Raw genomic sequence first — 11800 nt, 5'->3', positions numbered from 1 at the left:
CTGAACCCGTCCACCCTCCTGATCGTCCGGGGGACGCTCCCTGCGGCCCGGGCGGGCACCCTGGCGCTACGGTGCAGCGTCGTTGGATCGACGGTACACCGGCGCGCCTGTGCGTCAGCCGTGCAGCAGCGGCGTCCCGGCTGGCAACCCCCTGGCGGGTGGGCTCCTACGTCGCGGTCCTGCCGGACCGCCTCCTGCCGCGGCGACGGGTCAGGACTGGTCGGGCACGGCGCGGAGCCGGGGTGGACCGGTCGCGGGGGTCCGGAGGACCTCCCGGCCGGGACACGGGCAGCGGCTCAGCTCGACTGGGGACGGCGCGTGGCCGCGGTGCGGTCCGGTAGGACCGCAGTGTCACTGGTACACCTCGGGCTTGAGCGTGGCGATGTAGGGCAGGTCGCGGTAGCGCTCGGCGTAGTCCAGGCCGTACCCGACGACGAACTCGTTCGGGATGTCGAAGCCGACGAAGCGCACCGGGACGTCGACCTTCACCGCGTCGGGCTTGCGCAGCAGGGCGCAGACCTCGAGGGACGCCGGGCGCCGTCCGCCGAGGTTCTTCAGCAGCCAGGACAGGGTCAGCCCCGAGTCGATGATGTCCTCGATGACGAGCACGTGCCTGTCGCTGATGTCCCGGTCGAGGTCCTTGAGGATGCGCACGACACCGGAGGAGCTGGTGGCCGAGCCGTAGGAGGAGACGGCCATGAACTCCATCTGGGTGGGCAGCCGCAGGGCCCGCGCGAAGTCGCTCATGAACAGCACCGCGCCCTTGAGGACGCCGACCAGCAGCACCTCGCGCCCGGCGTAGTCGCGGGCCACCTGGTCGGCCAGCTCCGCGATCTTGTCCTGGATCTGCTCCTCGGTGAGCAGCACGTGGTCGATGTCCGGGCCGTAGCCGTGGTCGTTGCCGAGCTCGACGGGAGCGCTGGCGGGCTCGCTCACGGGCGGGACTCCTCGCGGGTGTGGGGTGCGTCCTCGGGACGGCGGCCCCGCGCTTCGGGGGGCGACAGGACCAGCCTGCCAGACGTCCGGAGGGCCCCTGAACCGCCGGGTAGGTCGACCCGGCCCTGTCCCCGCCAGTGGGTGACGAGGGCCTCGACCGCCCGCAGGTGCACCGCCTGGAGGTCCGGGACGCCGGCGCCGCGCAGCCACCCGCGGAGCACCCGCCGGCGCAGCGCCGCGGGCAGCGCGCCGAGCTCGCGGGCCGGCAGGGAGTGGGTGGGGAGCTGCTCGGCACCGGCGAGCCGGGCGAGCTCGGCCGCGGCGAGCTCGTCGAGGGCGTCGAGGTCCTCCCGGAGCAGGTCGGCGGTGCGGGCCAGGGCCGGCGCGACGCCGCCGCCGAGCACCTCCTCCATCAGCGGCAGCACCTCGGTGCGCAGCCGGGCGCGGGTGTAGGCGGGGTCGGCGTTCCAGGGGTCGTCCCACACCGGCAGCCCCTGGTCGGCGCAGGCCTCCCGGGTGGTGACCCGGCGGACGCCGAGCAGCGGCCGCCACCACGGGACGCCGTCCGCCGTCCGCTCGGGGGCCATGCCGGCGACCGAGCGCGGCCCCGAGCCGCGGCCGAGGCCCAGGAGCACGGTCTCGGCCTGGTCGTCGAGGGTGTGCCCGAGCGCGACCCGGGCGCCGAGGTCGGTGGCCGCGGCGGCGAGCGCCGCGTACCGGGCCGCGCGGGCGGCCCCCTCGGGCCCGCCGGCGGCGCCGACCGCCACGCGGCGGACGAGGACCGGGTCCAGGCCGAGCCCACGCAGCAACTGCGCCGTCCGCTCGGCCCGCTCGGCGGACCCGGGCTGCAGCCCGTGGTCGACGGTCACCCCGCCGACGGGGACGCCGGCGGACCGCGCCTCGAAGGCCAGCGCGGCGGCCAGGGCCACGGAGTCCGCTCCCCCGCTGCACGCGGCCAGCACCGGGCGGTCGCTCGCCCGCAGACCGGGCCGCACGGCGGTCCGCAGGACCGCGACGGCCCGCGGCGGACCGGTCACCGGCGTCAGGCGGGGATGGCGGGGCGTCCGTGCACCCGCTCGACCCAGCGCGCGGGGTCGGTGAGCTCCTCGATCCGCGGCAGGTTCTCCGGCCCCTCCCACACCCGGTTGAAGCCCTCCATGCCGACGAGGTCGACGACCCCGCCGACGAACACCCTGCCCTCGGCGTACTGCTTCATCTTCTGCTCCAGCCCGAGCAGCCGGCGCAGCACCCGGTCGATCGGCCCGCGGCCCTTGCGACGCTGGGCGAACCGCTTGCGCAGCGTCCGCACCGACGGGACGACGTCCGGACCCACGCCGTCCATCACGTACTCGGCGTGCCCCTCCACCAGGCTCATCACGGCGGTGACCCGGTCGAGGACGGCACGCTGCGCGGGGTCCTGGATCAGCGCCATGAGCCCGGCGTCGTCCCCGCCGCTGTCCCCGCGGGCGGCGTCGAGGACGCTGCGCAGGACATCGCCCAGCCGGTCGCGCAGCACGTCCGGGTCGAGGTCGGTGGCTTCGACGAACTCCGCCATCTGGGCCTCGAGGTGGTCCTTGAGCCACGGCACCGCGGTGAACTGCAGCTGGTGGGTGACCTCGTGCAGGCACACCCAGAGGCGGAAGTCGCTGGGGTCCACGCCCAGCCGGCGCTCGGCGTCGACGATGTTCGGCGCGACCAGCAGCAGCCGGCCGCCGGTGCCGAACACCTCGTACTGGCCGAGGACGCGGGAGGACAGGAAGGCCAGCACGCCGCCGGCCTGTGCGCCGGTGACCCGGGAGCCGATGGCGGTGGCCAGCGGGCCGGGCCGGGACTCCTGCCGGGCGGCCAGGGCGTCGACCAGCGGGTCCAGCAGCGCCGACATCCCCTGCGTGTTGGCGTCCACCCAGCCGGGCCGGTCCACGACCGCGACCTCCGGCGCCGGGCCACCCGGCACGGGCGTCAGCCCGGTGAGGCCCTCGACGTGCGCGACGGCGGTGGCGGCGGCCTCGTGCAGCTCGCGGACGACGGCGGCCGCCTCCTCGCGCGTGGTCTGCGGGCCCGGGCCCACGAGACGTCGGGCGGTGCGTCCGGCGAGGTCCCAGTCGACCATCCGTGCGGAGCTGCTCACCGGCCTCACGGTACTCGAAGGACCGCCTGCCCCCCGCCACTCGCAGGCTCGGCGGGGGACCCTGGAGGGTGGCCGTTCCAGGGCGTCACCTGCAGCCGCAGGCGGCCAGCGCGGAGGCGACGTCGTCCAGCGCGTCCTCGGCGGCCGCCCCGTTGGCGGGCGCGCCGTCGGCGAGGACGGCGAAGACCAGCAGGCGGCCCTCGGCGGTGACCACGGTGCCGGCCAGGCCGTGGACGCCCAGCAGCGTGCCGGTCTTCGCGCGGACCGAGCCCGGCGCGGTGCCCGGGTCCTCGTCCCCGCGCTCGGCGAGGGTGCCGTCGTAGCCGGCGACGGGCAGGCCCGACAGGACGGCGGAGACCCCGTCCAGCGTGCCGTCGGCGGCGCCGGTGAGCAGGTCGGTGAGCAGCGCGACCGGCACGCGGTCGGTGGTGGACAGGCCGCTGCCGTCGGACAGCGACAGGCCGGTGACGTCGAGGCCCGCGTCGGTCAGCGTGCCCGTGACCGCGTCGGCGGCGCCCTCGAAGGTGGCCGGCAGGTCGCGGGCGAGGGCCACGTGGCGGGCCAGCGACTCGGTCAGCAGGTTGTCCGACTGCGCCAGGGCCTGCTCCACCAGCCGGGCCACCGGCGCGGACCGCACGGCGCCGAGGGTCCGGGCGCCCTCCGGCGCCTCGCCCAGCACGACCGTCGCGTCCGGGACGCCGAGGGCGACGGCCAGCGCGGTGCCGGCGTCGGTGCCGGGGGCGCCGCTGCGGGGCAGGTCGCCGGGGCGCACCCGGGCGCCGTCGACGGCGGTCGCGGTGACCGGTGCGGCGTAGGTGGACGGCGCGTCGCCGGGCCCCCAGCCCGCGGCGGTGAGCGGGCCGTCGAACAGCGAGTTGTCGACGACGACCCGACTGACCTCGGTGCCCGCCGGAAGGCTGCCGCGCACCTGGGTGGCGAGGTCGGCGACGGTGGGCGCACCGGGGTAGGTCAGTGACGGGACCGTCCGCGACAGGGTCGGGTCGCCCCCGCCGACGAGCACCACCTCGCCGGGTGTGGAGCCCGCGACGACGGTGGTCTCCAGGGTGGCGTCGGGTCCGAGGGTCGTGAGCGCCGCGACGGCGGTGAGCAGCTTGGCGGTCGAGGCCGGCGTGGAGGGGACCTGGGAGTCCTGGTCGAGCAGCACCTCCCCGGACGCGACGTCGACCACCCGCGCCTCGACCCCCGGCCCCAGGGCGGGGGCGGCGAGCAGCGGCGCCAGCTCGCGGGAGAGCACGGTGGCGTCCGGGGCCGGCGCCTCCGACGACAGCGCCGCGAGCACCGGCCCGGCCGGCTCCACGTCGGGCAGGCGGGCCTCGGCGGCGGCGACCTCCGTCGCGGCGTCGTCCCCCCGCGGGGCGACCACGAACCAGACGCCGGCACCCACGACGAGGAGCAGCACGAGGAGCCCGAGGAGGAGCCGGCGCCGGAACCGGGAGTACTTCGGCGTGACGGTCGCCGACCCGCTCGACGCGATGGTGCCCACCCCCTGGAACGACCTCCGGCGGTCCTCCGGGGTCCGATCCGCCACACTACGTCCCGTGCAGTTCGACGTGACGGTAGAAATCCCGAAGGGCCAGCGGAACAAGTACGAGCTGGACCACGCCACCGGACGCATCCGCTTGGACCGGATGCTGTTCACCTCCACCCGCTATCCGGCGGACTACGGGTACATCGAGAACACCCTGGGACAGGACGGCGACCCGCTGGACGCCCTGGTGATCCTCGACGAGCCGACGTTCCCCGGGTGCCTGATCACCTGCCGCGCCATTGGCATGTTCCGGATGACCGACGAGGCCGGAGGGGACGACAAGGTCCTCTGCGTGCCGGCGACGGACCCGCGGATGGCGCACCTGACCGACATCCACGACGTGTCGGAGTTCGACCGCCTGGAGATCCAGCACTTCTTCGAGACCTACAAGGACCTCGAGCCGGGCAAGTCGGTCGAGGGCGCCGAGTGGGTCGGCCACTCCGAGGCGGAGGCGGAGATCACCGCCTCGCTGCAGCGGGCCGAGGAGGCCGAACCCCACCACTGACCCATCCCTCTGGCCCGCCAGCGAGCGGCCGCCGAGCGCACGACGGACGCCGACGGCGGCGCACCCACCCCGGTGCGCCGCCGTCGGCGTGTGTGGGGACCGCGCAGACGGCAGCGGCCCCGTCCGGGTGGACGGGGCCGCTGGGGGTGGAGCCGCCTGTCGGAATCGAACCGACGACCTTCTCATTACGAGTGAGATGCTCTACCGACTGAGCTAAGGCGGCGGACGTGCCCGGTCAGCTTACGTGACCGCTCCACTCCTCCAGTGCGGGCCCCGCCGGGTCACGACGGCAGGCGCAGTGCCACGGTGAGCGCCTCGACCGCGACCTGCGGCTTCACGTTCTGCTCGAGCGCCGTCCGGCAGTCCAGGACGGCGTCGATGCGCCGCAGCGCCCCCTCGGGGCCGATCCGCCGCGCCAGCTCCTCCGCGTCCGAGCGCCGGTCGGGGTGGGCCAGCGTGACCCCCTCCGCGCCGCTCGTGGCGACCACCAGGGCGTCGCGGTACAGGGCGGCGAGGTCGACCAGCGCCCGGTCCAGCGAGTCGCGCCCCAGCCGGGTGGCCCTCGACTTCTGCCGCTTCTCGAGCTCCTTCAGCTGCCCGGCCCCGCGGGTGGCCGCGGCCACGCCGGGACCGCGGGCGCCGATCCCGAGGCTCTGCTTGACCGCCTCGGTCTCCGCGCCGTCCAGCTCGGCCGACGCCCGGTCGGACTCCTCCTTGGCGGCGCCGACCAGGTCGTCGGCGGCGTTCAGGCAGGAGGCCAGCGACACCAGCGACAGCGGGATGTCGAGCACCGCCTTGCGGGCCATCCGCGCGTCTTCGTCGCGGGCCAGGTGCCGGGCGCGCCCGATGTGGCCAGCCGCGGCCGCGGCCGACCAGGCGGCCAGCGCGGGGTCGACGCCGTCCCGGCGGACCAGCACGTCGGCGACCGCGTCGACCGGCGGGGTGCGCAGGCCGACGACGCGGCACCGGGAGCGGATGGTGACCGGCACGTCCTCGGGGTGCAGGCTCGGCGCGCAGAGCAGGAAGACCGTCCGCGACGGCGGCTCCTCGAGCATCTTGAGCACCGTGTTGGACGCCTGCTCGGTCATCCGGTCGGCGTCCTCCACCAGCACGACCTGCCAGCGCCCCTGGGACGGCGCCCGCCCGGCGATGCGCACCAGCTCCCGCACCTCGGCCACGCCGATCGACAGCCCCTCCGGGACGACGGTCTGCACGTCGGCGTGGGTGCCGGCGAGCACCGTGCGGCAGGCGTGGCAGGTGCCGTCGCCGCCGTCCGGGCACTGCAGCGCGGCGGCGAAGGCGCGGGCGGCGACCGAGCGCCCCGACCCCGGCGGGCCGGTGAACAGCCAGGCGTGGGTCATCGCGGTCGGGTCGGCGACGGCGGCCTGCAGCTCCGCGACGACCGCCGGCTGGCCGATCACCTGGTCCCAGACCCCGCTCATGCCCGCTCCCCCAGCAGCGCGCCGACCCGGGCGCGGACGTCGGCGGAGAGCTCGTCGACGGGGCGCGTGGCGTCGAGGACCAGGTAGCGCCCGGGCTCGGCCGCGGCCAGCGCCCGGAAGGTGTCCTGGACCCGCTGGTGGAACCCGAGCGACTCGGACTCCAGCCGGTCGGCGACCGCGCGACCCCGGGCGCGGGCCAGCCCGGTCTCCGGGGGCAGGTCGAGCAGCACGGTGAGGTCCGGGCGGAGCCCCTCGGTGGCCCAGCGCGAGATGGTCGCGACGTCGTCGAGACGCAGGGTGCGGCCGGCGCCCTGGTAGGCCAGCGAGCTGTCGATGTAGCGGTCGGTGACCACGACCTCGCCGGCCGCCAGCGCCGGGCGGAGGACGGCGTGCGCGTGCTGGGCGCGGTCGGCGGCGTAGAGCAGCGCCTCGGCCCGCGGGGACAGGCCGGTGTGCGCGCGGTCGAGCACGATCGCCCGGACGGCAGCACCTGCCGGGGTGCCGCCCGGCTCGAACGTGGCCCGGACGGGGTGCCCCCGCGCGGCCAGCCACTCGCACAGCAGCCGGACCTGGGTGGACTTCCCGGCGCCCTCACCACCCTCGAACGCGAGGAACAGCCCGCGGGACCGGCCGGCGTCCCCTCCGGACAGGTCGAGCGGGCCGTCGTCGGACACGGTGATCGCGGGCTCCCGGCGGGGTGGGGTGGTCGAGCGCCCGCCACGGTACCGGCCCCGACCGACGGTCCCGGGCGGGCTCGCGCCCTAGAGTCGGCGCGTGACGAGCACCGCCGCCTGGGACCCGGCCGGCTACCTCCGCTTCGGCGACGAGCGGGCGCGACCGTTCACCGACCTGCTGACCCGCGTCGGCGCGCGGGAGCCGCGGACCGTGGTGGACCTCGGCTGCGGCGAGGGTGCACTCACCGCGTCCCTGGCGCAGCGGTGGCCGGGCGCGCGGGTCACCGGGGTCGACTCCTCGCCGGAGATGCTGGCGGCCGCGGCCGCGCACGCCGTTCCCGGCCGGGTGGGGTTCGTCGCCAGTGACGTGCGGCAGTGGCAGCCCGACGGCCCGGTCGACGTGCTGGTGACCAACGCCGTCCTGCACTGGGTGCCCGGGCACGCCGACCTGCTCCGCCGGTGGGCCGGCCAGCTCGCGCCGGGCGGCTGGCTGGCGCTCCAGGTGCCCGGCAACTGGCGGGCGCCGACGCACGCGCTGCTGGCCGGGCTGTGCCGCTCGCCGCGCTGGGCCGGGCTCGTGGGGGACGCGGCCCCGGCCGGGGACGCCGTGCTCGACCCGGCCGGCTACCTGGAGGTCCTCACCGGCGCGGGGCTGGCCACGGAGGCCTGGGAGACGACGTACCTGCACGTGCTGCGCGGCGACGACCCGGTGCTCGGCTGGGTGCGCAGCACGGTGCTGCGCCCGGTGGTCGCCCGGCTCGAGGAGGACGACGCCGCCGAGCTGACCGCGGAGTACGCCGCGGCCCTGCGCTCGGCATACCCGCGCCGTCCGGACGGGACGACGGTGCTGCCCTTCCGGCGGGTGTTCGCCGTCGGCCACCTGGCCTGAGCACCGGCCGGGCCCGTCAGCCCCGGCCGGGCGGTCCTCAGGCGGGCGTCAGCCGGTAGGCGTCGGTGCGGTACGGCAGGTCGACGACGTCCCGGCCACGGGTGTCGGGATGGGCGTCGAGCACCGCACGCACCCCGCCCGGGAACGCCTCCCGCCGGGCGTCGTCCATCGTGGCGACGTAGCTGCGGGTGGCGATGCCGGCGACCACGTCCTCGGGGGTGAGCCGCTGCACGACGCCGGAGCGGTGGTGCTCGACCCGGGCGCCCAGCGCGCGGGCGACGGTGTCGACGACGCCCCGGTCCGCCTCGTGGCCGCGGGCCTCGCCGGCCAGCGCCCGGCCGAGGGCGGCCACCCAGGGGACGTCCTCGTCGCGGGTGTTCCACACCAGGCCGATCACGCCGCCGGGACGCAGCACCGCCGCATCTGCACCGCCGCCGGCTCCGGCTCGAACCAGTGCGCGGCCTGGCCCGCGACGACGGCGTCGACGCTGCCGTCGGGCAGCGGGAGGACCTCCGCCTCGCCGACGTGCGTGGTGACCCGCGGGTACCGGGCACGCAGCTCGGCGAGCATCGGCTCGGCCGGGTCGACCGCGACCACCTCGTGCCCGGCCGCCAGCAGGACGCCGGTGAGCAGGCCGGTGCCGGCGCCCAGGTCGAGCACGCGCCGCGGGCGCTGCCCCAGCAGGAAGGCCACGGCGTCGGCCGGGTAGTCCGGCCGGTGTGCCGCGTAACCGGCGGCGACGGAGCCGAACGACGTCCGGCGTCGCCGCCAGGTGTCCGGGTCCGGGCCGCCGGCCGATATTGACGTCAGCTCGCGGGGACGGCGTCGCTGCTCGACGCCGCCTTCTTCGCCGTCGTCTTCTTGGCAGCGGCCTTCTTGGCCGTCGTCTTCTTCACGGCGGCCTTCTTGGTCGTCGCCTTCTTCTTCCTCGTGCTCGGGTTGTTGCGCCGGTCGGCCAGCAGTTCGGCGGCGCGCTCGAGGGTGATGCTCTCGACGTCGTCGCCCTTGCGCAGGCTGGCGTTGGTCTCCCCGTCGGTCACGTACGGGCCGAACCGGCCCTCGCGGACGGTGACGGTGCCCTGGGTGACCGGGTCGGCGCCCAGCTCCTTGAGCGGCGCGGCGGCGGCCCGGCGGCCCCGCTGCTTCGGCTGGGCGAAGACCGCCAGCGCCTCGTCGAGGGTGACGGTGAACAGCCGGTCCTCCGACTCCAGCGAGCGGGAGTCGGTGCCCTTCTTCAGGTAGGGCCCGTAGCGGCCGTTGAGCGCCTGGATCTCCTCGCCGTCCGGCGCCGTGCCGACCGTGCGGGGCAGGGTCAGCAGCTTGAGCGCGTCGTCGAGGGTCACCGTCTCCGGCGACATCGACGAGAACAGGCTCGCCGTCCGCGGGCTGTCCTTGCTGCCCTCGGGCACCACGGTGGTGACGTAGGGGCCGTACCGGCCGGCCTTGACCACCACGGGGTGCCCGGACTCCGGGTCGGTGCCGAGCTCGCGGTCGCCGGACGGCGCGGCGAGCAGCTCCTCGACCTTCTCCTGGGTCAGCTCGTCGGGCGCGAGGTCCTCGGGGAGGCTGACGCGCGGCCCCTCCTCGCCGTCGACCTGCAGGTAGGGCCCGTAGCGCCCCACCCGGACGACGACCGGCTCCCCGTTCGGACCGGTGGCCCGCAGCGGGATCGAGTTGACCCCGCGGGCGTCGATCTCCTCCAGCTGCTGGCCGATCACCGTCTTGAGCCCGCCGGAGGCCGCGATCCCGCCGGCGTGCCGGCCCTCGCCGCCGAAGTAGAACTCGGTGAGCCAGTCCACCCGGCGCAGGTCACCGGCGGCGATCTCGTCGAGCTCGTTCTCGAGAGAGGCGGTGAAGTCGTAGTCGACGAGCTGGGCGAAGTGCTGCTCCAGCAGGTTCACCACGGCGAAGGCCACGAAGGTGGGCACCAGCGCGGAGCCCTTCTTCCACACGTACCCGCGGTCCTGGATCGTCTGCATGATCGAGGCGTAGGTGGACGGCCGGCCGATGCCGAGCTCCTCCAGCCGGGCGACCAGGCTCGGCTCGGTGTAGCGGGACGGCGGCGTGGTCGAGTGACCCTTGGCCTCCAGCTCCCGGGTGTCGAGCTGCTGCCCGCGCTCCACCCGCGGCAGCCGGCGCTCGGCGTCGTCGCTGCCCTGGTCGTCGTCGCCGGCGGTTCCCTCGTCGCGCGACTCGACGTAGGCGCGCAGGAACCCGGGGAAGGTGATGGTGCGGCCGCTGGCGGTGAACTCCACCGCCTCGTCGGTGCTGCTGCGTCCGGCCAGCCGGATGCTCACGCTCTGCCCGACGGCGTCGGCCATCTGCGAGGCGATGGTGCGCTGCCAGATCAGCTCGTAGAGGCGGAACTCCTCGCGCGCGAGCTGGCCGGCCAGCTGCCCGGGGGTGCGGAAGCTGTCACCGGCGGGGCGGATCGCCTCGTGCGCCTCCTGCGCACCCTTGGCCTTCTTTGCGTAGCGGCGCGCCTCGGCCGGGACGTAGGCGTCGCCGTAGAGCTGGCGGGCCTGGGTGCGGGCGGCGTTGATCGCCTCGTTCGACAGGTTCGTCGAGTCGGTCCGCATGTAGGTGATGTGGCCGTTCTCGTACAGCCGCTGCGCCACCCGCATGACCTGCGCCGACGGCCAGCCGAGCTTGCGGCCGGCCTCCATCTGCAGCGTGGAGGTGGTGAAGGGCGCGTACGGGCGCCGCCGGTAGGGCTTCTCGTCGACCCGGCTGACGGTGACCTGCCGGCCCTCGAGCCGGGCGGCCAGGCCGCGGGCGCCGGCCTCGTCGAGGTGCACCACCTCGCCGGTGACCCGGCCGGTGGCCGGGTCGAAGTCCCGGCCGGTCGCTACCCGGCTGTCGTCGACGCTGACCAGGCGGGCGCGCAGGGTCGTCGGCTCACCCTCGTCGGCAGCGGCGCGCTGACCGGTGACCGCGAAGGTGCCCTCGAGAGACCAGTAGTCGGCCGACCGGAACGCCATCCGCTCCCGCTCGCGCTCGACCACGATGCGGGTGGCCACCGACTGGACGCGGCCGGCCGACAGCTTGGGCAGGACCTTCTTCCACAGCACGGGGCTGACCTCGTAGCCGTAGAGGCGGTCGAGGATGCGGCGGGTCTCCTGCGCGTCGACCAGCGCGGTGTCCAGCTCGCGCGGGTTGGCCACGGCGCGGGCGATCGCCTCGGGGGTGATCTCGTGGAAGACCATCCGGCGGACCGGCACGCGGGGCTTGAGCGTGTCGACCAGGTGCCAGGCGATGGCCTCGCCCTCCCGGTCCTCGTCCGTCGCGAGGTAGACCTCGCTCGCGTCCTTCACCAGCTGCTTGAGCCGGCTGACCTGCTGCCTGCGGTCGGGGCTGACCACGTAGAGCGGCTCGAAGGCGTTGTCGACGTCGACGCCGAGTCGCGCCCAGGACGCACCCTTGTGCTCGGCCGGCACGTCGGCGGCGTTGCGCGGCAGGTCGCGGATGTGGCCGACGCTGGCCTCGACGACGTAACCGTTGCCCAGGTAGCCGGCGATCTTCCCGGCCTTGGTGGGGGACTCCACGATGACCAGCGGCCGCCCACCACCGCTCGCGGCGGTCCGGCGGCGGGCAGGCGTGCTCGTGCCACCGGCGGTCGCAGCAGCGGTCCGGTTGCCGTCGTTCGTGGTCTTCGTGGGTGCCACGGTGCTCCTGTC

General features: G+C 75.7%; 11 protein-coding genes and 1 tRNA gene. 2 read left to right on the top strand and 10 right to left on the bottom strand.

Annotated elements, in window-relative coordinates; all coding sequences use genetic code 11:
* Positions 1-351 precede the first annotated feature (351 nt).
* From hpt to dacB, 4 genes are all read right to left on the bottom strand, one after another.
* Positions 352-936, bottom strand: a complete 585-nt coding sequence (gene hpt / locus ACI78Z_RS03365; RefSeq protein WP_457035102.1) for a hypoxanthine phosphoribosyltransferase — start codon at positions 934-936, stop codon at positions 352-354.
* On the bottom strand, positions 933-1973 hold the full coding sequence (gene tilS / locus ACI78Z_RS03360) for a tRNA lysidine(34) synthetase TilS (RefSeq protein ID WP_457035101.1): 1041 nt from the start codon (positions 1971-1973) through the stop codon (positions 933-935). Before tilS ends, hpt begins: the two co-directional genes overlap by 4 nt.
* A 5-nt stretch (positions 1974-1978) precedes the next feature.
* Complete coding sequence (locus ACI78Z_RS03355; protein WP_457035100.1) at positions 1979-3064, bottom strand: zinc-dependent metalloprotease; 1086 nt, start codon at positions 3062-3064, stop codon at positions 1979-1981.
* 85 nt (positions 3065-3149) lie between these two features.
* The gene (gene dacB / locus ACI78Z_RS03350) at positions 3150-4568 is read right to left on the bottom strand and encodes a D-alanyl-D-alanine carboxypeptidase/D-alanyl-D-alanine endopeptidase (protein WP_457035099.1); all 1419 of its coding nucleotides are present in this window, start codon (positions 4566-4568) and stop codon (positions 3150-3152) included.
* A gap of 55 nt (positions 4569-4623) precedes the next feature.
* Between dacB and ACI78Z_RS03345 the strand changes: the two genes are divergently transcribed.
* Positions 4624-5118, top strand: coding sequence for an inorganic diphosphatase (locus tag ACI78Z_RS03345; protein ID WP_457035098.1), 495 nt, complete (start codon positions 4624-4626; stop codon positions 5116-5118).
* Between the two features lie 147 nt (positions 5119-5265).
* Here ACI78Z_RS03345 and ACI78Z_RS03340 read toward each other — a convergent pair.
* The 3 genes from ACI78Z_RS03340 to tmk all read right to left on the bottom strand — a co-directional run bounded on the left by ACI78Z_RS03340 (position 5266) and on the right by tmk (position 7234).
* Positions 5266-5341 (bottom strand) — tRNA-Thr (locus ACI78Z_RS03340).
* Positions 5342-5399: 58 nt separating this feature from the next.
* Positions 5400-6560, bottom strand: coding sequence for a DNA polymerase III subunit delta' (locus ACI78Z_RS03335; RefSeq protein ID WP_457035097.1), 1161 nt, complete (start codon positions 6558-6560; stop codon positions 5400-5402).
* The gene (gene tmk, locus ACI78Z_RS03330; protein WP_457035096.1) at positions 6557-7234 is read right to left on the bottom strand and encodes a dTMP kinase; all 678 of its coding nucleotides are present in this window, start codon (positions 7232-7234) and stop codon (positions 6557-6559) included. Before tmk ends, ACI78Z_RS03335 begins: the two co-directional genes overlap by 4 nt.
* A 100-nt stretch (positions 7235-7334) precedes the next feature.
* Between tmk and ACI78Z_RS03325 the strand changes: the two genes are divergently transcribed.
* A complete protein-coding gene (locus ACI78Z_RS03325; protein ID WP_457035095.1) occupies positions 7335-8123 on the top strand; it encodes a trans-aconitate 2-methyltransferase in 789 nt (262 codons plus the stop codon).
* A gap of 37 nt (positions 8124-8160) precedes the next feature.
* Here ACI78Z_RS03325 and ACI78Z_RS03320 read toward each other — a convergent pair whose 3' ends face one another.
* From ACI78Z_RS03320 to topA, 3 genes are all read right to left on the bottom strand, one after another.
* Positions 8161-8538 carry a hypothetical protein gene (locus ACI78Z_RS03320; protein ID WP_457035094.1) on the bottom strand — a complete coding sequence of 126 codons (378 nt, stop codon included), beginning with the start codon at positions 8536-8538 and terminating at the stop codon, positions 8161-8163.
* Positions 8517-8816: a class I SAM-dependent methyltransferase gene (locus tag ACI78Z_RS03315; RefSeq protein ID WP_457035093.1), complete on the bottom strand. Its 300-nt coding sequence runs from the start codon at positions 8814-8816 to the stop codon at positions 8517-8519. Before ACI78Z_RS03315 ends, ACI78Z_RS03320 begins: the two co-directional genes overlap by 22 nt.
* A gap of 113 nt (positions 8817-8929) precedes the next feature.
* Positions 8930-11788: a type I DNA topoisomerase gene (gene topA, locus ACI78Z_RS03310; protein ID WP_457035092.1), complete on the bottom strand. Its 2859-nt coding sequence runs from the start codon at positions 11786-11788 to the stop codon at positions 8930-8932.
* Positions 11789-11800 lie beyond the last annotated feature (12 nt).

The organism is Geodermatophilus sp. SYSU D01176 (assembly GCF_054050015.1).
Note: the sequence above shows the minus strand (reverse complement) of the source record. Positions and strands in the feature narration are given on the sequence as shown.